Source organism: Flavivirga spongiicola, from assembly GCF_030540825.1.
Lineage (GTDB): Bacteria > Bacteroidota > Bacteroidia > Flavobacteriales > Flavobacteriaceae > Flavivirga > Flavivirga spongiicola.
In genome coordinates this window covers 3,967,409-3,990,056 of the sequence record NZ_JAUOEO010000001.1, presented here as the reverse complement: position 1 = coordinate 3,990,056, position 22,648 = coordinate 3,967,409, and the positions used below count along the sequence as shown (strand labels likewise).

The 22,648-nt window shown below is 32.5% G+C and carries 16 protein-coding genes; 3 read left to right on the top strand and 13 right to left on the bottom strand.

From position 1 onward, the window contains the following. The 4 genes from Q4Q47_RS15815 to Q4Q47_RS15800 all read right to left on the bottom strand — a co-directional run bounded on the left by Q4Q47_RS15815 (window position 1) and on the right by Q4Q47_RS15800 (window position 6,897). Complete coding sequence (locus tag Q4Q47_RS15815; protein ID WP_303307608.1) at window positions 1-648, bottom strand: fasciclin domain-containing protein; 648 nt, start codon at window positions 646-648, stop codon at window positions 1-3. Window positions 649-673: 25 nt separating this feature from the next. Continuing rightward, window positions 674-2,215 (bottom strand): RagB/SusD family nutrient uptake outer membrane protein, encoded by a 1,542-nt coding sequence (locus tag Q4Q47_RS15810; protein ID WP_303307607.1) that lies wholly within the window; start codon window positions 2,213-2,215, stop codon window positions 674-676. A gap of 5 nt (window positions 2,216-2,220) precedes the next feature. Further along, window positions 2,221-5,412, bottom strand: coding sequence for a SusC/RagA family TonB-linked outer membrane protein (locus Q4Q47_RS15805; protein ID WP_303307606.1), 3,192 nt, complete (start codon window positions 5,410-5,412; stop codon window positions 2,221-2,223). A gap of 120 nt (window positions 5,413-5,532) precedes the next feature. Further along, on the bottom strand, window positions 5,533-6,897 hold the full coding sequence (locus Q4Q47_RS15800; RefSeq protein ID WP_303307605.1) for a Gfo/Idh/MocA family protein: 1,365 nt from the start codon (window positions 6,895-6,897) through the stop codon (window positions 5,533-5,535). Between the two features lie 407 nt (window positions 6,898-7,304). Between Q4Q47_RS15800 and Q4Q47_RS15795 the strand changes: the two genes are divergently transcribed. Beyond that, window positions 7,305-11,276, top strand: coding sequence for an ATP-binding protein (locus Q4Q47_RS15795; RefSeq protein ID WP_303307604.1), 3,972 nt, complete (start codon window positions 7,305-7,307; stop codon window positions 11,274-11,276). Between the two features lie 210 nt (window positions 11,277-11,486). Here the strand turns inward: Q4Q47_RS15795 and sppA are convergent, their stop codons facing one another. The 7 genes from sppA to Q4Q47_RS15760 form a co-directional block, all read right to left on the bottom strand. Beyond that, the gene (sppA, locus tag Q4Q47_RS15790) at window positions 11,487-13,259 is read right to left on the bottom strand and encodes a signal peptide peptidase SppA (RefSeq protein WP_303307603.1); all 1,773 of its coding nucleotides are present in this window, start codon (window positions 13,257-13,259) and stop codon (window positions 11,487-11,489) included. A gap of 91 nt (window positions 13,260-13,350) precedes the next feature. After that, window positions 13,351-14,448, bottom strand: a complete 1,098-nt coding sequence (locus tag Q4Q47_RS15785) for an AMP-binding protein (RefSeq protein ID WP_303307602.1) — start codon at window positions 14,446-14,448, stop codon at window positions 13,351-13,353. Continuing rightward, window positions 14,438-15,415, bottom strand: a complete 978-nt coding sequence (locus tag Q4Q47_RS15780; protein WP_303307601.1) for a CPBP family intramembrane glutamic endopeptidase — start codon at window positions 15,413-15,415, stop codon at window positions 14,438-14,440. The genes Q4Q47_RS15785 and Q4Q47_RS15780 overlap by 11 nt, the downstream gene beginning before the upstream one ends. Before the next feature lie 3 nt (window positions 15,416-15,418). Then, window positions 15,419-16,456: an o-succinylbenzoate synthase gene (locus Q4Q47_RS15775; RefSeq protein ID WP_303307600.1), complete on the bottom strand. Its 1,038-nt coding sequence runs from the start codon at window positions 16,454-16,456 to the stop codon at window positions 15,419-15,421. Next, complete coding sequence (locus Q4Q47_RS15770) at window positions 16,457-17,134, bottom strand: metal-dependent hydrolase (protein ID WP_303307599.1); 678 nt, start codon at window positions 17,132-17,134, stop codon at window positions 16,457-16,459. Window positions 17,135-17,178: 44 nt separating this feature from the next. Continuing rightward, window positions 17,179-18,093: a 1,4-dihydroxy-2-naphthoate octaprenyltransferase gene (gene menA, locus Q4Q47_RS15765; RefSeq protein ID WP_303307598.1), complete on the bottom strand. Its 915-nt coding sequence runs from the start codon at window positions 18,091-18,093 to the stop codon at window positions 17,179-17,181. Continuing rightward, window positions 18,081-18,920, bottom strand: coding sequence for a 1,4-dihydroxy-2-naphthoyl-CoA synthase (locus Q4Q47_RS15760; protein ID WP_303307597.1), 840 nt, complete (start codon window positions 18,918-18,920; stop codon window positions 18,081-18,083). The genes menA and Q4Q47_RS15760 overlap by 13 nt, the downstream gene beginning before the upstream one ends. Window positions 18,921-18,974: 54 nt before the next feature. Between Q4Q47_RS15760 and Q4Q47_RS15755 the strand changes: the two genes are divergently transcribed. Next, window positions 18,975-20,096, top strand: coding sequence for a C1 family peptidase (locus tag Q4Q47_RS15755; RefSeq protein WP_303307596.1), 1,122 nt, complete (start codon window positions 18,975-18,977; stop codon window positions 20,094-20,096). 290 nt (window positions 20,097-20,386) lie between these two features. On the opposite strand, the gene Q4Q47_RS15750 is transcribed toward Q4Q47_RS15755, so the two are convergent. Together Q4Q47_RS15750 and holA are read right to left on the bottom strand one after the other, a co-directional pair. After that, window positions 20,387-21,052, bottom strand: a complete 666-nt coding sequence (locus Q4Q47_RS15750; protein ID WP_303307595.1) for a uracil-DNA glycosylase — start codon at window positions 21,050-21,052, stop codon at window positions 20,387-20,389. Between the two features lies 1 nt (window position 21,053). Beyond that, on the bottom strand, window positions 21,054-22,061 hold the full coding sequence (gene holA, locus Q4Q47_RS15745; RefSeq protein WP_303307594.1) for a DNA polymerase III subunit delta: 1,008 nt from the start codon (window positions 22,059-22,061) through the stop codon (window positions 21,054-21,056). 128 nt (window positions 22,062-22,189) lie between these two features. Here holA and Q4Q47_RS15740 point away from each other — a divergent pair, with 128 nt between their 5' ends. Next, window positions 22,190-22,645, top strand: a complete 456-nt coding sequence (locus Q4Q47_RS15740) for a type I restriction enzyme HsdR N-terminal domain-containing protein (protein WP_303307593.1) — start codon at window positions 22,190-22,192, stop codon at window positions 22,643-22,645. Window positions 22,646-22,648: the final 3 nt, after the last annotated feature.

Genomic DNA, 22,648 nt, shown 5'->3' with positions numbered 1-22,648 from the left:
TTAGTCGTTTTTGTAATTAAAAAGCGTATGCGAACCTTGTAAAACATGGATAATACCATTGGTAGAAACTAGATTTGATGTTTTGACTAACACTTTATCATCATCATCAATATCATCCCAGACATCCCAATCATCTCCATTTTTATAAGTATAAAATACATACTCCGGCTTGTCATCTAAATAATCACCATAACTATCCGATGGCTCAAGTGATATTCTTCTTTCTTCACCGTTTTCAGAGGCATATATTTTCCCTTGCTCTTTAGTCATATTTTCTCGTGTAATTTTTCCCGGAAAGATATACCCTCCCATATACTTTTGTAATGTATCCGTTGGGATATCATTTATAGTATATTGGGCATTAGCGTTTGTCTCTCTCAATTCTGTTAAAATATCTTCAACATAATTTTTAATAGACAAATTGTTAGGAGCAAAAATAGTTGTTTCTCCATTTACCAAATTTCCCATTCCTGCTCGCTCAATCAACAATGCTAAAGTATCCAGTTGGCTGTGCGATTTGAAAAAATCCATTGTAGTAGTTCCTACTTCAGGACTGCTTAAACCACCGTCTACCAAATAACCTCCACCAGTCGAGCACGCATTAAAAGCAAAAATTACGATTGTTATAATTCCTATTATTTTTTTCATATTATTTTAATTTTATAATTAAGACTTATAATTTGCCTCTCCAATATTCTGTTTGAACAATATCAGGATTGGTAGAAATAATGTTTGGATGTACAGGCCAAAAATAACCTTCCTTATTATTCCTTGTCGGGCTTGCCCAAGGCACACCATCAAAATAATCCATTCTTACTCTGTCATACCCAGATTGTGCTTCTCCTACAAACTCTATAGCGCGCTCATCGAAAATAGCTTTCATAAGCGATGCCCTATCTGTAGCTCCCATATAGTTAGGCACATTGGCTTGTGATCTTATCATATTTAAATCTGCTACCGCAGGTCCTGAATTTCCTAATCGGGCATTCGCTTCTGCTCTTAAAAGATACATATCTGCCAATCTGAATATTAAAATATTAGATTCTGAAAATAAGGCGTAAGCACTTTCTGAGCTTGGATCTTGCGATGCATGTGAATACTTTTGTAAATAGGAGTCATCATTTGTACCATATTCGAAGAAGAATAAATCTTTTCTAACATCATTTGCTCTGTCCGAGTCTCCAGCCATCATTTCATTCCCATAAAAATCTGGGTCCATAAAAGGGCTTCTGTTTCTATTAATTGATGAAAACACCGGGAAATTTAGGGTAAGTCCAGTATGACTACCATCTGATGTGGTTACACTAAATGATTCGTCCATACTAGAATTCACATTAAGCTCAAAAAGCCCCGTAGCAGATTGTCCCATGCACATGGCATTAAAGCCATCTTCACCTTCACTTACATAGTCTATTAATCTGGCACCACTATTATTAATTACAGAAGTAGTTGCCGCTATAGATTGTTGAATCATATCGGCATTTTCATTATCTCTACTAGCATACCATAATGTGATGTGTGCTTTTAAAGCTTCTGCACTTGCTTTATTAGCTGTTATTGCCCATCCTGAAGCTCCTGGTGAAGAATAGTCTAATAAGCTTATCGACTTATCTGCTGCTGCTAAAGCATAGTCTAACACCTGTAATTCGTCTACTCTTGGGTTTCTTACAATGTAACCATCTGGGGTAACTAATTGGTCTGAGCTTTCTATAGACTGCTCAACTATTGGCACATCTCCCCATATTCTTGCCATATAAAAATAGGTAATAGACCTAATAAATGCAGCCTCTCCTAAAAGTCTGTTTTTTTCTGATTCAGAATCAAAAAAGTCAACAGACATCCCTTCAATGTATTGTTCTATGGTGAAAGCCCAGTTTGCAGCCCTAAAAAAGTTTTTCCAATTTCTTGAATCTCCTCTATAGGCTAAGTCATAGTTTCCACTACCTTCTATATAATTAACAATCCAACTTCGGCTATTCATAAAGGTCATTCCAGGCCATTCCCCCCAATACATAAAGTTAGATTGGGTTAAAAGTGCTGATTTAAATAATCCGTAAGCGCCGGCAACAGCTTGCTCTGCATTTGCCTGACTCACCCAAAAAGCATTCGGGTGCGTTATACTTAATGGTTCTTGATCTAAAAGATCTGAACAACTTACAGTTCCCATCAAGCATAAAATCAATCCGAATATTTTAATATTTTTTACTTGTTTCATAACGTTTAAAATTTTGTATCTATTCCAATAAAAATTGTTTTACCTTGTGGGTAACCATTTCCATAAGTGTGTCCTTTAGCATCTACCATAGAGGCATCTACTACTTTTTTAGATCTTTGCCATTGATACGGATTTAACACAGACGCATAAAGACGTAAACGTGAAAACCCTATGTTTTTCATGAAATTATCTGTACCATCAAAAGTATAGCCTATTGAGGCATTGGTTATTTTCCAATAGTCTCCACTATCAATCCATAAAGATTGGTTACTTCTAAATCTGTAAAAGTTTCCTACACTAGGAGCGCTAGTTGGATATAAGGCCGGAAAATCTACACCGGCAGCACCATCTCCCGGATTTTGCCAAAAAGTATGCTCGCTTAAATCGGCCAAACCTCTTTCTGCCCACGGAGTATTACCTCGATCATAATTATCTAAATAACTGTTAAGTACCGTATTTTTTATATCGGCACCAAATGAAAATTGGCTATACATTTGGAAGTACCACTTTTTATAGCGAAGGTTTATATTAAAAGACCCTTGAATATCCGGAATAGGCGAATAGTCTGTTGTTAGTTTCCAATCATGAGTTTCATTAAGAAAATAATCACCGTTTAAATCACTCCATATCGGGAATCCCGGAGCAATAGTTGCCCAAGCACTTTTACCCGCTAAAGGTTGTCCTGTAAAAGGGTTTACCGGTAATTGACTTAAATCGTCAAGAATATACTCATTAATAAACATCTTGTATAGGTTAAGAGGCCTTCCTACTACGTAACCATAATCACTACCTATATAATCGCGATTACCGTTTGGCAATTTAGACACGTAGTTTTCATTTCTAGAGAATCCTAGCATTAACTCCAAGCGTAAATCATTACTTTTTGGAAAAACGTGATAATGTATCATAGATTCCCATCCATAATTTACAACACCTGCAATATTAGTTGGTGCTGAGTTGTATCCTGAATAGGCTGGGAAAGCGGCATCAAAAAATAATTTATCTGTATTTTTATTATAGGCATCAAAAGTTAAACTAACACGATAATTAAACAGATCTAAATCAACACCAATATTCCATTGCTCTGTTTCCTCCCAGGAAAGCGAGGTATTCCCTATTTGGTTGTAATTAGGAATTACTCCTGTTACACCTCCATAACTTGAAACGTCCATTTGGCTAGTTCCTAATGGTGTACCTCCATAGCCAAGGCTATAAGCTCCAAATCTTAAAAAGTTTTCCGGAAATTGTTTTCCATTAATACCCCAAGACGCTCTTACTTTAAGAAAGTCTACAACATTAGAAATGTGTGGTTTAAGAAATGGCTCTTCTGATATGGTCCATCCAGCATTTACCGATGGGAATTTTGCCCATCTTACATCTTTACCAAATCTTGACGATCCATCCATACTAAAGCTGGCTCCTATTTGATAACGTTCTTTATATTTATAAGCGAAACGCCCAAAGTAAGATACCATAGCATTCGAGCTAATATCTGTAGAGCCACTTATTTGATCTTGTGTGTACCTATCATTTATTACTTTAATAGCATCACTACCAAAACCAAAAGCTGCTAATTGCATAGATTCGTATTGATTGTAATCTATTCTATTTCCTAAAACAGCCGTGACTTCATGATTATCATTTCCAAAGTTTTTAAATAGACTTAAATACGTTTCTGCTGTTAGGTTTTTTCTATTATATAATGCATAACTGGCAAAACCATCTCCTTCATTACGAATGGTTGAAGGCTCATAGAAATTCTTTTTATTGCTATCGTATACAAAACTTAGCTGTGAGTTTAAACTTAAGCCTTTAATAACATCAACTGAAGCAAAATTTGAAAGTGTTAAATTTACTGTTCTGTCTGTGTTCAGCTTATCATTTAATTCCCCACTTAACGATTTGATTCTTGAATCTGTAATACTAAATAAGGAGGATTGTAAATATGCTGGGCTTACTGGTAGTGAAGAATTTAGGCTAAAAGGTCCTTGATATGGGTTACCTTGTCCTGTATCTTGATCGGAATAAGTAAATCTAGTGATAAATCGGTTTCTAAAACTTTTACCAGCTTTAAAATTCAAATTAGTAGCCAAAGTAATTCTATCAACTCCAGTGCCTATAATAGCTCCTTCTTGCTTATCATACCCTAAAGAAACGCGGTAATTAGATTGTTCACTGCCACCTCTAACACTAAAATTATGTTTCTGCATAATTCCTGTTCTGTAAAACAAATTTTGATAATCAACATTATTGTTAAATGATGGGTTTATACTATCTGTTAACACCATAGGTGCATAACTGGACTGTAGCTCATTGGGCTGCCACCATCGCTGAATCATGTCCATTTTAGCACGACGCTCTGCAGCTCCAACTAATATAGGTACTAAATCTGGTTTTGGTTGAATACCTAGACTGGTTGTGAATGTAAACTCAGGTTTATCAAGATTAGCGCCTCCTTTGGTTTCAATGATGATAACACCATTTGCCCCTCTGGATCCATAAATAGCTGCAGCTGATGCATCTTTTAAAACATCAATACTTTTAATGTCATTTGGATTAAGAGATGCTAAAAAATCTACGTTAGAAACTCCATATCCTGCTAAATCTTCTAAACTCGTTTGTACACCATCTATAACGTATAATGGATTACTATAAGCCAAATCAGCATCAATATTAGCTCCTACACTTGTATTACCACGAATAACGATAGCGCCTCTACCCGCTGGGGCTCCAGTTAATGATACGCTTTGCATCCCGGTTACTTGTGTCGCAATTAAACCTGCTACATTAAGCACAGGAATACTCTCTAAATCATCACTTCGCACACTAGATACTGCTCCGGTAACATCTCGTTTATGTACTTTTTGATATCCAATGAGTACAATAGCATCTAATTCTGTTAAATCTTCTGCCATCGTAATATTTAAAACAGTATTTTGTCCTACTGTAACTTCTTTGGTCTGGTACCCCATTAGAGATAGTACTATAATGGATTCTGAATTAACATTTTTAAGTTTAAAAGCGCCATCAAAATCGGTTGCAACGCCTAATGCTTTATTCTGTTTTAGATAAACACTAACGCCAGGCAAAGGTATCCCTGTCTTTGAATCTGTTACAGTTCCACTTATCGTACCTTCTTGACTATAAGAAAACGATAAACTCAGAAGTGCAACAGTCATAAATAATAGTTTCTTCATAAATTCTTAATTAGTTTAGTTTGGTTAATAAATTACATAGCATTTACATTTTGGTACTTTGCGTAATTGTTTTTTCATACACGTTTGTTTTGGTTATTAGTTAATAATTGAATTGATTTGTTAATATGTATCTTTTATCCAGTTGTAAGGCTTTCTTTTTATCCAGTTTCCACGTGTGAAATCTGGAAAATCTTGTGGTTCTCCATTGTTTTCTATAGATGATTCTGATAATGGTGTTACGGCACTCCATGCAGCTGCATCATAAGCATCCATTGGGGGGGCTATGTTTTGTTTTGCTGATTCTACAAAGGCTTGCATAACAAAGAAATCAATGCCGCCATGCCCTGCTTCTGTAGCACCTTCTCCATACTTTTTCCATAATGGATGATCATATTTTTTAAACCAGGCTTCCATAGCTTCCCAACCATGCCCTTTGGTTGTACCTTCTATATGAATACGTTGGGTATGGTAATCGAAGTCTGTAAGTCCTTGTACACCTTGTACTTTGAATCCTAAAGAATAAGGGTGTGGTGTATTGACATTATGGGTTACTATAATGGTTTCTCCATTAGACGTTTCTATGGTTGATGTGATAATATCTCCTTGTTTCCATTTTAGTTTAGCATTGGGATGGTTCTGTCCTGCATTATCTACTATATATTTATTTAACCCTATGGCTTTAGTTGCATGTGATGTTAAAGACAGGAAACGATTCCCTCTGTTTACATTGGCCATAACTGCTATAGGCCCTAAACCATGGGTAGGATAAACATCTGCATTTCTTAGTAATGAATGTTGGGTTCTCCATGCGGATTCTGAAATTCCTTTCTCTCCAAATTCTACGCCTTTACCATAAGCTGTTTTTCCATCGTTTAATTTTACATGTCTAAGATCATGTTGATAACCACAGGTAAAGTGTAATAATTCACCAAATACATTTTGTTTCACCATGTTTAATACGGCTAGCACATCGCGTCTGTAATTTACATTCTCTAGTATCATTAAATGCGAACCGGTTTCTTCGTGTGTGTTTACCAAATCCCAACATTCTTCTAAAGTATTAGCGGCTGATACTTCTAGGCCTGTGTACTTCCCTGCCTTCATAGAGTCTACTGCCATACGGGTGTGCCATAACCAAGGAGTTGCTATAATGACAGCATCCACTTCTTTTAATTCCAGCAAGTTTCTGTAATCATAATCATTACTTCCAAATACTTTAGGTTTTCTTTGCCCTGCTTTGTCTATCATTTTTAAAGCAATAGGGATTCTTCTGGAATCTATATCGCAAATAGCTGTTACTTCAATATCTTTTCTTTGTAAAGCATTCCTTAAATGATTGGTACCCCGCAGTCCAACACCTATAAATGCCAGTTTAAGAGTCTCTCTTTTTATGTTATATGAAGTTCCAAATGTTAAACCTGGAAGTAATGCTATTCCTGCGCCAGCTATAGCTGACTTCTTTACAAAGTTTCGTCTTGATGACATAATGATAATTAATGATAAAGTCCTTATTTAATTTATTAGAACTATCAAAAATGACTTTTCATTACTATAATTATGTTGACATTTCAATCTTTTAGGTGGAATATTCAATATTTTAATCTATTTTGGTTATATTATACACCTTTCTGATTGTTTTAACCTCGTTTTAATTTATTCTTTAAAGGATATTTACATACTATCTTAAATAGTATTTCATAGCCTTTAAGAGACTCCTTTCACCATTATAAATATTGCCTACTCGTTTACTAAAAACTTAAATGATGTTTTCACTAAAACGTTATATTCTTATTACTTTTTTTATAGTCTACCCATCTCTTTTTTTTAGTCAAAGTCATAAGAATTTTCAACGTCTTCACCCTACGCTTGACAATAAATCTGTTTTTGTTAAAATGACGATCCAAGGACCATTGGGAAATATTTGGTTAAGATGCAGTAAAGGCATATTAGTATATGACGGGTATAATTATAAGCTTATTAAGAATAAAGCTGTTTTTTTTAATGACAAAAAGAAAAATCGTGTACAAGATATGTTGACTGATAGTGATGGTAATATTTGGATTACATCTGCATCCGGTTTACTAACAAAATATAATGCTTCAACTGGATTATTTGAAGACATGTCATCATTATTAGCAGAAAAAGACCATGTAAATAATATCTTTTCAAAAGGAAAAAGTATATGGTTAGCCTCTAAAAGTGGAAATATATATCGCTATACGGATTCTAAAATAAGTAGAGTAATAACAATACCGCATATAAACCCGCCTCTTAAAAACATTTTCGACATCGAATTAGTTGGAAACAAACAGTTATATATAAGTACAACAGATGGAGAAATTTTTAATTACGACCTTAAAACAAAGCAATTAACTAAACTAACTGGTTCGTTTAATAACTACCCAGGAAATATAGTTTTAACAGCCGACAACAGCAGTAATAGGTTATGGATAGGAACAGAGATTCACGGGCTTTTTGTTTATAATACAACCAGTAAACAGTTTGTACAAGATATTTTCTTTAAAAAGAAAAAATTTAATATTAATAAAGAAATGTTCATAACCTTATTTTGTGATAGTCATGGATATATCTGGGGAGGTACAGATGGTGGTGGCTTGTATAAAATCAATTCTAATACAGGAAGTATCGATTTGTTTACCAAACAAGATACTAATGAGTTCTCTCTTAATAGCAATAGTGTTTTAAATATTAGCGAGGATAGCCATAAGAACATTTGGGTTACCACCAATTATGGAAGCTTATTTGTACTTCCCAATGCGAACATAAATATTAAATACCATACGGGATCTGAAAACAATACGCCTCTAAGAATATTAAGTATTTACAAAAGCTCTATTGGGGATTTATTTATTGGTACCGATGGAGCTGGTTTAACCAAAATAGTAAATAACCCAGATGGAACAACTAATGCAACTCAATATTTTAATAATTTACCTAGAGATAAAGGGTTTTATGTTCAATCTATAACTGAAGATGAACATGCCAATATTTGGCTTGGGACTTATAGGAATGGCTTATGGTGCTTTAATACAAAAAACAATACACTACGAAAAAAGATTAGCATCTATAATTCAAAAGAACAGGAAGCCACCGATGTGAGAACTGTTTTTAAAGATTCTAAGGGACGTATTTGGATAGGTTCAAATATATCAGTAAGCATATTTACTGACGATTTAAGACCAATAGCCAGTTTTGAAAATAATAAGAATGGGCTCAAAGGTTCCAATACCGAAAGTATTTTAGAAGACAAAAACGGAACCATTTGGTTGGCTTTATACAATGGTGGTTTATTTCAATTTAATGAGAACACTGTAGATATTAAACAATCTATGTTTACTAAGTATTCTAGTTATGAAAACAATGATATTTTTAGCGCTAAATCTATGGTTCTTGGTGAGCCTAACGAAATATATTTAATAAACCATAATGGTAAGCTATTAAAATTTAATACTACAGATAAAACCTATAGTAATTTTGAACATATAGAATCTATCAATGAGCAAATATTTTCTTCTATAATTAAAGAAAATGATCAAATTTTGTGGATCGGCTCTACTAATAATGGTATTAGTCGTTTAGATATTAAAAAATCTACATTAAAAACCTTTAATACTACAGATGGATTTCAAAATAATATGTTTTTATCCACAAGTTCTTTTAAAGATAAGGAGGGTTTACTTTATTTTGGCGGCATAAAAGGAATCAATTATTTTAACCCTAAACATTTAAGAAAAAAAGTATCTAAAGCGATATTGCGAATAAATGATATAGAGATTCTTAATCAGCCTGTTGACTCCTTGATCCCCTCACAAGTTACTACAGGGATACATAATATAGAGTCATTAAAATTAAAGTATAATCAATCTTCTTTTTCGTTTAGATTTTCTGCTATAGATAATATCCTCAATCCTAAATATTACTATGCGTATCGGTTAAAAGGGTTTGATGATAAATGGATTACAAATCATTCTGAACGTGTAGCTATTTATACTAATATTCCTTCTGGCGATTATACTTTTGAGGTAAAAGCCGGCACCAAAAAAAATACATGGGATATTCCAACAAAGCAAATTAATATTACCATAGAACAACCTATATGGAACAAACCTTTAGCCTATATTATCTATTTATTTATAATGGCATTAATAGCATACGGTATAAGACGATGGTATTTGTTGAGAAAAAAATTGTTTTTAGAAAAGATTGATCATAAAAAGGAAAATGAATTGCATGAAATAAAAATGAATTTTTTCACAAAAATGTCTCATGAAATACAAACTCCAATAACTTTAATTTTAGGGCCTATTGACGATATGTTAAAGAGAGCTGAACAAAATGGGAACTTATTGCTTAAACAACGCTTAAACATTATATCAAACAATACCAAACGCCTTTCTAAAATTGCTAGAGAACTAACTCTGGTTAGAAATAAAGAATTAGATAAGCTAAGGCTTATTGTAAACAAAAACAATTTATATAAAGACATTGAAAACATTTCACTTTCTTTTAAAGAATTAGCTAGACAAAAACAAATTGATTTTGCTATAAACTGTCCAAAAAATTTGTCGGAGGCATGGTATGACAAAGAAAAAATAGAGCATATTATATACAACTTACTCTCTAATGCTTTTAAATTTACTCCAAAGGAAGGTTATATTCAATTAAACGTAATTCCAATTGATTTTAAAAAAGCAATAAGATTATCTGTAGTAGATTCTGGACCAGGAATTCCTCAAAAAGAGTTAAATACTATTTTTGAGCTATTTTATCAATCTAAAGCAGGCAAAAAAAATAAAGGGTCAGGTATTGGATTAGCACTCACAAAAGAATTGGTAGATTTACACAAAGGGAGTATTGAAGTTGAATCGACACCGGGGAAAGGCACTATTTTTACAATTACATTACCTATTAAGGAAGAAGCCTATACGGAATCTGAAAGAATTACAACCAACACCTTCGAGGAACCAAATGTTATTGATACAGTTCTGGAAAATGAACTCTCAATAGAACCTAATGGCAGTTTAAATACTACTAAAAAAACCATACTAATTGTTGAAGATAATTATGATCTACAGGCTTTTTTAAAAGACCTTTTATTCAATCAATACAATATTATTTTAGCCGAAAATGGTGAGGAAGGCTATTTATATGCAAAAAACAACTTCCCAGATCTTATTATAAGTGATATTATAATGCCAAAAATGGATGGTATTAAAATGTGCGACAAACTTCAAGACGATAAATTAACTAAACACATTCCTATAATATTACTTACTGCAAAAAACTCTACGCATTCCAAAATTCACGGACTCCAGTCCGGTGCTATAGAGTATATTAACAAACCTTTTAATACCAAAGAACTCCTGTTAAAAATTAAAAACATTATATCTTCTAAAGAGCATATTATTTCTAAATACCGAAAAGAAATGATAAGTAATCCTAAAATAAAACAAAAAAAATCTCAAGACGAAATTTTTTTAGAAAATATGATGTCTTATATAACTTTAAATTTAAACGACACTAATTTTAAAGTAGAAGGGTTGGCGGGTTTCCTTAATATGAGTTATTCCAGTTTATATAGAAAATGTCTGGAATTGACAGGGCAAAGCATTGTTGATTTTGTTAGATCATTACGCTTAAAAAGAGCAGCTATTTTAATCACAAAATATGGTTATAGTATTTCAGAAGCAGCCTTTATGAATGGGTTTAATGATCCTAAATATTTTTCAAAATGTTTTAAAAAGCAATTCAAGAAAACGCCTAAAGAATTTAAAAACGAAGCTGTAAAAACAGACATCCCATCTTATTTAAAAAAACATGCCATTAAATCTTTAGACTTATAATCTAAGACCAATACTTTTAAAAACAAAAAGACAGGAATCTAAATTCCTGTCTTTCTAATTCAATGAGGTCTAAAAAGTAATGTTTTAGACGATTTTCTTTTTAAGTTAATTTAAATTTTTGGCGGACATTAATAATTTAGATATAAAATCATTGAAAAAGAAAAGTTAAAGCTAGCTTGGATAGCTAAACTAGACAATTATGCTTCTAAACTATTTAATTTCTAAACTATAAGGAAATAATAATTGGATACCCCTTTTTTTGGATAATGATTTTATTTCTTTATATATTCTATAATGTTCCTCTCCTAACTCTTCTTTTAAAATGGTTTCTTTAGTATTAGAACCTCTCAATAATTGATTCATTATTACTTTAGCCAAATCTTCTTCCTCATAAACAGGAAATTCTTCTATTTTATAATCTTCAATTTCTGCCGCTTCAGAAGCTCTTTGCAGTGCTAAATCTAATCCACCTAATTCATCTACCAGCCCATTGCTTAAAGCATCTACTCCCGTCCAAACACGTCCCTGAGCAATGGCTTTGACATCATCTTGTGTCATATTACGACCTACTGCTACTCTATTCGTAAACAATTCATAAATATCAACAATCCCTTCTTTAATAAAAGCGCGTTGTTCATCATTTAAAGGTTCAAAAAAGCTATACGAAACCGCATTTTTATTAGTGATGACTTGTTCTGCATTAATCCCCATGTTTTCTGCTAATTGTTTTCCATTGGGTAACACTCCAAACACACCAATGCTTCCTGTAATGGTTGTTGGTTCTGCAATAATTTTATCAGCATTACACGCTATATAGTAACCACCAGATGCAGCAACATCTCCCATTGAAACGATGACCGGTTTCACCTTTTTAGTTAATTCTATTTCTCTCCAAATTAATTCACTGGCTAAGGCACTTCCACCAGGAGAATTGATACGCAAAACAATAGCTTTCACTCTGTCATCTTCTCTTGCTTCTTTTAAAGAGGCATTCATAATGCCCTGTCCAACAGTCTCCTCATCGCCTTCCCCATAGATAATATCGCCTTCTGCATAAATAACTGCAATTTTGTTTTTACTCTTATTGGATTTTAACTTATTGGCTGTATAAAGTGAATAATCTGCTATAGTAACGGACTTTAAATATTCATCAAATTCGATTCCGACTGCATCCCTAATGTCATTAATATATTCATCATGGTATGCTATTCTATCTATAAGATGAGAAGTCTTAGCCAAATCAGCTGTTCTCCCCAATAAACTATCCGCAATAATATTTAATCTATCTAAAGTTATGTTTCTACTTTTCGAAATATCTTGCTTCATTTCATCCCAAAGTCCGTTTAAATAAACAGAAATCTGATCTCTATTTTCATCACTCATTTCATTTGTTAAAAATGGCTCTACGGCACTCTTATATTTCCCGAATCGTACCACTTCCATCTTAAAACCAGTTTTTTCTTGAAAATCTTTAAAATATAAACGTTCTGAATACAGCCCTTTAAACTCCATCATACCAACTGGGTTCATATAAATAGTATCGGCTACAGAGCTTAAATAATAGTCTTTCTGCGTATAAATATCCGCGTATGCAACTATAAATTTTCCAGATTCTTTAAATTTTAATAAAGCATTTCTCAAAGCTTTTGTTTGTGAAATCCCTGCAATAATGAAATTATTGTCTATTGAGATGCCTTTAATTTTATCGTCTGTTGCCGCATAATTTATAGCATCAATAATATTGAATAAGCCATTCTTTTCATCTTCATTAAAAAATGGATATTCTGCAAACTCTGTTTTATCAGCATAATCTTTTATTGGAAAATCTAGTGTTAATTCTAAAACGGAATTGGATTTTACCTGAACAAGATCTTCAGATGAAGACCCAAGTAAAAGTCCAATTATAAATAAACCAAAAAAGCAGATAACAAAAAATACAATAATACCTGTTACTGTTGATAAAACACGCCTAATAAAATTCATAGTTTCTATTTTCTATTTGTATTGAAAAAGGTGGTAAAGTTACAACTTATACCATTTAAACTTCAAAATGATGTATATAATTCAATTGATATTAAGCTATTAAATCTAATAACTCCAATGTTTTTTTACGTTGAATTTTTCCTGAATGTGTCTCAACAAATCGCTCAACCGTATAAACCCTCTTTGGTTTTTCAAATTTGTCTAAGTCTAAAAAAATGGATTCATTAAATGTATTTGAATCACTTTCTACAATCAAAATAAGTTGTTCTCCTAAAGTTTCATGAGTGCTTGAGGCTACAAAAAAACGTTCTTTTATTTTGTCTTGAAGTTTTGTTTCTATCTTTTCGGGGAATAATTTGACTCCCCCTGAATTTATAACATTATCATAACGCCCCAACCATTCAAATTCTCTTTCGGAAAAACATTTCACCATGTCATTTGTTATAATTTTATCCTTTGAAAGCTTTGGGGCATCTATTATTAAACAACCTCTTTTATCTTGCGAAATTGATACGTTAGGTAGTATTTTAAAATAAGACTCGACAGGTTGCAAAGCATTATCTCCCAATAATGCTGGTAAATTATCTAGTTTTTTAACTGCGATATGGGTCACTGTCTCGGTCATGCCATAGGTTTCGTAAACATTTGAATTAAGGCTTTGAATGGCATTTTTCAATACATTTGATACCGGTGCACCACCAACAATAATAGTTTTAATACCATCACAATTATTCAATGCATTTTGAAGTTGCAATGGAATCATAGCGCAAAAATCATACTGCTTTTTTGTATTAAAATTTAGTTGTAAGGTAGGTTCTGCCAAATCTAATTCTAATCCTAAAATCATCGCTCTAACAAGCATCATTTTTCCAGCTATAAAACTTGAAGGTAAACAATGTAACGCCTTATTTCCCGGCTCTAGATTGAAAAAATCACCTGTTGCTATAGCAGAATTAACCATGGCTTGTTTTCTAATTGAAATAGGTTTTGGTTTTCCTGTCGATCCAGATGTATTAATCACTATAAAATCATTATGATCTAGCCAATCAAGTAAAAACTCACCGATAAGAATCTCATAGGGCACACCTTCTTTTACAAAACTATAAGCCACTTCCATGAGATCTTCATAAGTATAATGAATCCCATTTAGTTTAAATCGTATATGTACTTTATTATATTTAGGCGTCACTTCCTATATTTTCTATAATTTTATAATCTTCTTTTGGCGGTTCTACAACATTTCCGAAAAGCTTTTCTTTCCAATTGGTCCAATTATATTTTTTAGAAAGAATAAAAAGTAAGATAGGAAATACAACAAATACTGGAACAAATATCTCCATTAACCCCATGGTCTCCGGGTCTGACATATCTTTAAAAATAGAATGTGTTTGAAAAGCAGTCCAATCTGCGGTTACGAGAAGTGCTGTAAACAAATTATTAGCAGCGTGAAATCCTAATGCTAATTCCAGACCCTCATCCATAAGAGTTATAATCCCTAGCATAAGTCCTGTGCCGATGTAATAGATCATGATAACATACCCAAGCTTTTCAACTTCAGGATTAGCTATGTGTAGTAAACCAAAAACTAGAGATGTTGTAATTAATGGCACCCATTTGTTTTTCACAATAACCCCAATCCCCTGCATTAAATAGCCTCTGAACAAATACTCTTCAAAACTTGTTTGTAAAGGAACTAATATGATGGCAATAACACTAAGTATTAAAAATGGTACTAATTTGAAATTAAATACATAATCTTCTGGGGTGAAATAATAATCTACTAAAACAAAACTACTCGAGACTATGCCCCAAAGAAAGAAAATAAACCAAAATCGTTTCCAATCTATTTTTTTTCGAGTGGTCGTTAAATGTTTAAATGATTGTTTATGCAAATACTTAATAGCTAACAGCAAAAACAATAAGCCGCCTGCAAAAGGCAACAAAACAAATACTAAATTTAAATTTGGCTCAAACAATGTCATAATATAGTTGGTATCACTCATTTGTGATTGATCTATATTACCATTAAAGGTTTCTATTCCTATGGCTATTAAGTGTGGAGCAGAAAAAACAAAAACACCTACAATTGTTATTATGACTCCTATTATATACCGCCACCATTCATGCAACCCTTTAAAAGCTTGAGTTATATACATATATTATAAATTTATATTCCAATTAATACTATTATTATACTGCAATGTACCATTTTTAACTTGTAATGGTGAATTAAAATTATTAGTAAACAATCCTCCTGTTCCCAATCCTTGAGGCATATTATTTTGCTTGCTATAAGTATATTGAGCTATCGCATTAAGCCCAATATTGCTTTCTAAAGCACTCGTAATCCACCACCCTATTCGCAGCTCCTCTGCTATATTAATCCACTCATCACTTCCTTTAAATCCTCCAACCAAACTAGGTTTTAAAATAATATATTGCGGATTTATAGTTTGTAGTAATTCCTGCTTATTTGTTACAGAAAATATGCCTATAAGTTCTTCATCTAAGGCTATTGGTAAAGGTGTCTCTTTACATAATTGTGACATGATCTCTATTTGTCCCTGTTTTATGGGCTGTTCGATAGAATGTAAATCAAAATCTGATAATATTTTTAATTTTTCCAAAGCTTCAGAAGACGAGAATGCACCATTAGCATCTACTCGTAATTCAATATCTTCTGAAGTAAATTCTTTTCTAATGGATTTTATAAGGTGTATTTCAGTTTCAAAATCAATCGCTCCAATTTTCATTTTAATACAAGAGAAACCTGCATCTAACTTTTCCGCTATCTGTTGCTTCATAAATGCTTCCGTTCCCATCCAGATTAAACCATTTATTGGAATTGAATCCTTACTCTGAGTGAATTTTGATGGGAATAATTCAAATTTATTTTGACTTTCTAAAGATTTTAAAGCTGTCTCTAAACCAAATTGAATGCTTGGAAACTCAATTAATTCAGATAATAGATCATCAAAGCTCTTATGGATGTTTTTACACAACCATTTTAATTTTTCTTCATAATCAGGTCTGTCATCGGCTGAAAGTCCTCTAAATATACCACACTCTCCTATACCTTGTTTGTTTTCAGAATTTAAAATAAGGAACCATGTTTCTTTGGTTTTTAAAATACCTCGCGAAGTGCCACTGGCCTGTTTAAAATTTAAAATGTATTTTTTATAGGATGCAACTATCATCTACAATTCGATAAAATCGCCAATTTCAAGAAGCATTAAATCTTTTTCTTTTTCGAAAAACTTTCGTTTTGCTACCTCATGGTCAATTTCAATATACCCAAATGTATCAAAATGATAACCCAATACTTTATCGCATGCAACAAAATCACTTGCCAAAATAGCATCATCAACACCCATTGTAAAATTATCACCAATAGGTAAAATTGCTAAATCCAATTTTGTTTGAAGTGGAATAAGTTTCATATCAAAAGTCAAAGCAGTATCTCCCGCTATATAAATATTTTTATGCTCACCTTCAATTACAAAACCTCCTGGTTGCCCACCATAACTACCATCGGGAAAGGAAGATGTATGAATAGCATTGACATACTTAACAGTACCAAAATCAAAATCCCAATTTCCTCCATGATTCATAGGATGACATTCTATTCCTAATTTTTCAAAATATGAAACAATTTCAAAATTAGAAACAACAACAGCTCCTGTACGTTTGGCTATGGCTTCAACATCTAAAATATGGTCCTGATGCGCATGTGTTACCAAAATATAATCAGCCTTTAATTCATCTATATTTATATGGGATGCTTTTTGGTTTCCGGAAATGAAGGGATCTACAAGTATGTCAACATTATTTACTTGTATACCTAAGCTAGCGTGACCGTAAAATGTAATTTTCATTATTTTGTGGTATTAAATTTTTGTAAAAGTAAAATACAAAAAAACTATAACAAATGGCCTACTCCCATAAGAATAGCTAATAAAACTGTAGTTAATGCTATTTTTTTTAACTCTGGATCTAATAACTTGGGCTCTTTATTTATACTTACCTTTTTAATATGAATTAATAGAGGAATGTATGCCACCATAAAAATTAAGTTATATGGCGATGTGTAATATAATATTCCGAATAAGGCAGACAATAAAATAGCCAATCCAATTAACGCATAATGGTATATTCTAGCATTTTTAATTCCAAACTTAACCGCTAGCGTTAATTTATTTGATTTTTCATCAGATACAATATCTCGCATATTATTAAGATTAAGAACGCCAACACTTAGTAATCCTACAGTGCAAGCTGGAAGGAAAACAACATGGTCTATTGTTTTTGCATACAACACATAACAACCAATAACGCTCACTAATCCAAAAAAAACAAATACAAAAAGGTCACCTAAACCTCTATAACCATAAGCATTACTTCCAACAGTGTATTTTATGGCACCGACAACAGATGCAATACCAAGTATAAAAAATAAAAGCGTGAGTAAAAAATGCTTCACTCCAAATGCGCAGAAAATGAGTAAAAAAGCTAAACCAATAGAAATTAGAACATTAATCTTAATGGCATTAAACATTTCATCCGGAGAAATCTTTCCAGACTGTATAGCACGTTCTGGTCCAATTCTACCATTATTATCGGTGCCTTTAATACCGTCACCATAATCGTTGGCCAGATTCGATAATATTTGAAAACTTAAAGTGGTAAGAATCGCAAGAATACCTATCTTCCATTTAAAATAGCCATTGTATTCTGCTAAACATGACGCCAAAATAATCCCTGATATTGATAAAGGTAACGTCCGCAGACGCATTGTAGAAATCCAAAGAGAGACTTTATTCATTATGGAATCCATTTTTTAGCAAAATTAGGTTTTCGTTTTTCAAGAAAGGCATTTCTACCTTCAATAGCTTCATCTGTCATATAAGCCAAGCGCGTAGCTTCTCCTGCAAATACCTGCTGACCAACCATACCATCATCTGTTAAATTCATGGCGAATTTAAGCATTTTTATAGATGTTGGTGATTTAGCTAATATTTCTTGTGCCCACTCATAAGCAGTGGCTTCTAATTTGTCATGAGGTATCACCGCATTTACCATGCCCATTTCGTAGGCCTCTTGTGCTGAATAATTTCTTCCTAAGAAAAATATTTCACGTGCTTTTTTCTGTCCCACCATTTTTGCTAAATAAGCAGAGCCATACCCACCATCAAAACTAGTTACATCAGCATCTGTTTGTTTAAAGATGGCGTGTTCTTTACTGGCCAGCGTTAAATCACAAACAACGTGTAAGCTATGTCCACCACCTACAGCCCAACCAGGTACAACAGCAATGACTGCTTTTGGCATAAATCTAATTAAACGCTGAACTTCTAAAATATTTAAACGATGATACCCATCTTCTCCTACATACCCTTGATGTCCTCTAGCCTTTTGGTCGCCTCCACTACAAAAGGAATATACACCATCTTTAGTTGATGGTCCTTCTGCAGATAATAGGACAACTCCAATATTTACATCTTCATTAGCATCATAAAAAGCATCGTATAATTCGCTAGTTGTTTTCGGTCTAAAAGCATTACGAACGTCTGGTCTATTGAAAGCGATACGTGCAACACCATTATATTTTTTATAAGTGATATCTTGATATTCTTTAACAGTAATCCAATTTTCTTGGTCCATTTTTATTATTTTAGTCAAAAATAAATTTTATTTCAAGAAATCACTTACTTCCCCATGAAAAATAAATTTTTAGCTTCTGTTTTTACTTTTTTCACCCTTTTTATCTATTCTCAATCTTATGATTTTAAAACTATTATAGACCTTGATGCTACAGATGTTATTAGTCAGGATAATACTGGAACCTGTTGGAGTTTTTCTACATCATCATTTCTTGAAAGTGAAATAATTCGCCTCACAGGACAAAAAATTGATTTGTCTGAAATGTATAACGTCCGCCATACATATCTTAATAAATCATGGAACTATGTTATGAGGCAAGGAAAAACACAATTTAGTCAAGGTGGATTAGCACATGATGTTATCAATAGTATTTCAGAACATGGATTTGTTCCGAATGATTTATACACCGGCTTAACAAATGGCAATAAAAAACACAATCATTCCAAATTAGTAGATACACTGAAAAAAACTTTGGATAGATATATAAAAGAACCAAAAACCTATAATTGGAAAAAGGAGACCAATGAAATTTTAGACACTTACCTCGGTAATAATATTGAAAGCTTTGATTATAATGGGACTAAATATACGCCTCTATCTTTTATGAGGAAGGCTCAAATCGATCCAAAAAACTATGTTACAATTACGTCATTTTCACATAAACCTTATCACACAAATTTCATACTAAATATTCCTGATAATTTTTCTAATGGTACATTTTTTAATGTAAAATTAGATGAACTCGTACATATTGTAAATAATGCGTTGAAAGAAGGTTTTACTGTTGAATTAGATTGTGATGTTAGCGAAAAAACGTTCTCATCAAAACATGGATTGGCAATCATTTCTGAAGACGGTGTAAATATAGAAGATGCTTTGGTAAATGTATCTAAAGAAAAGGAAATAACGCAAGAATTCAGACAACAAGAGTTTGAAAACTATAACACCACAGACGATCACTTAATGCATATAACTGGGTTATTAAAAGATCAGAATGGAACCACCTACTATAAAGTAAAAAATTCATGGGGGACAAACCCTAAAAGAGTTAGTAATGGGGGGTATATTTACATGAGTGAAGCATATCTTAAATTAAAAACTATTTCCATAATGCTAAATAAAAAAGCACTCCCTAAAAAAATTCTTAAAATATTGAGAAAAGCGCAAACATTTTAAGCGAACTTTAGCATAGTGATAAAAACAAAAATACTTATATATAGACATTTGATTGTAGCTTTTTTTTTATTATTTTTGTCCAGAATTTTATTTTTATCGACAAAACACTTTGTTTTAACGATAAAAATCGTATTTTGCCGATTATTAATACCCAGATCTTATGTTACTTACAATTACTATTTCCCTCGCAGTACTCGTAACTATCAATTTATTACTACTAAAATTTAGTGCTAATAAAATTGATAAAACGGCTAAAGCAAACAAAAAACCAGTGGTACTTACACCACAAATCACCATTGAACAGGCACCTGAGAGGCTTGCTCCAACAGGGAGTTAGTCTTACTGAAATGCTTATTACCAAACCAATAGCCTCTATTAGCGCTTAAAGGTGAAGGGTGTCCGGAAGTCAATACTTTATGGTCATTAGTATTTATTAGCTTTACTTTTTGCTTTGCATAACCTCCCCAAAGTAAAAACACAATATTCTCTTTCTTTTCACTTATCATTTTTATAATAGCATCAGTAAAGGTTTCCCAACCTCTTTTTTGATGACTCCCTGCTTGGTGCGCTCTAACTGTCAGCGTAGCATTCAATAATAGCACACCTTGATCAGCCCAACGCATAAGATCACCATTTTCTGGATATGGAATTCCTAAATCTGTTTCTATTTCTTTAAAAATATTAATCAATGATGGCGGATGACTAATATCTTTATTAACAGAAAAACACAATCCATTTGCTTGCCTAGGTCCATGATATGGATCCTGACCAATAATAACAACTTTCACATCATCAAAATGGCAATGATTAAAGGCATTAAAAATTTGTTTTCCCGGAGGGAAACAAGTTTGAGATCTATATTCAGATTTAATAAAACTTACTAAATCTTTAAAATAAGGCTTCCCAAATTCTTCTTCTAAATAAGGTTTCCAACTTTTGTGAATATCTACATTCATACTAATTAGATAATATTCTTACTAACAATTCTTTTAATAAATCTCCTTGAGGAACAGCATTAGCACCTACGCCTTTGCTTTTTACATCAAACTCCCTCAATGTAGAAACAACCGCACTTACTTTACGCATTGGGTAATGTCTCGCTGCTGCTATATATTCCTTCACAAAGTAAGGGTTTATTTTCAAAGCAGATGCAACATTTCTAGGGGACTTATCACTTAATCCATGAAAATGAAGCAATTGTGAAAAAAAATTAAATAATAAAGACACGGTTACTACCATCGGATTATCTTTAGGATTTTCAGCAAAGTAATTAACAATTTGATAAGCCTTTATAGTATTCTTTTCTCCAATAGCTTTGCGTAATTCAAAATTATTATAGTCTTTACTAATACCAATATTTTCTTCAATATGCTCGGGCGAAATTTGAGTCCCTTTTGGTAAAATAATTTGAAGTTTTTCCAACTCATTATTTATTTTACTTAAATCTGTTCCTAAAAACTCAACAAGCATTTGTGCTGCTTTAGGTGAAATAGAATAGTCTTTAGAAGATAATACACGGCGAATCCAGTCAGCAACCTGATTTTCGTAAAGTTTTTTGCTTTCGTAAACGATGCCAGTCTTTTTTAATGTTTTATATAGCGATTTACGCTTATCAATCTTTTTATACTTATAGTTTACCACTAAAACAGTTGTAGGCTGTGGATTTTCAGCATAAGAAGCTAGCTTTTCAATAGTCCGCGATAAATCCTGAGCTTCTTTAACAATAACCACCTGATACTCTGCCATCATGGGATAGCGTTTTGCATTGCTGGCAATATCTTCAATCGTTACATCCCGACCATATAAAACCATTTGATTAAAACCACGTTCTTCTTCTGCTAAAACGGTACTTTCAATAAAATCGGAGATCTTATCAATATAATAAGGCTCCTCTCCCATTAAAAAGTAAATGGGTTTTAGTTTTTTATTCTTTATATCTGTAACTAATTGTTTGACTTCGTCCAAACTATCTTAAATTTTCAAATTACAAACGCCAAATTCCAAATAAGAACGACATTTAATCGGGATTTGATGTTTGATTATTGTAATTTCTGGTTTTGTAGCTTAACTTTGAAAAAAATCAGTATGCATTCATGCAAGAACTTAATTTTCCAAAGTTTTCGTTTCGATTCAAAAATAGCGAAAATAAAATTTCTATATTCGATAGTATTCGTAAAAAATTTGTGATTTTACAACCAGAAGAATGGGTTCGTCAACACTGTGTTCAATATTTAATAAATAATAAGGGGTATCCTAAATCTTTAATTAACGTAGAAAAAGAATTGATTATTAACTCTTTAAGAAAACGATACGATATTGTAGTATACAATTCTAATGGCAGTATTCATTTAATAGTAGAATGTAAAGCCCCAAAAATTATTATAAACCAAGATACATTCGATCAAATAGCACGTTATAATTTAGAGTTAAATGCTACATATTTAATGGTTACCAATGGATTAAATCATTATTATTGCCAAATGGATTTTGAAAATGAACGTTATAATTTTTTAAAAGATATTCCTAGTTTTAGTAAGCAGTCGCAGTGATCA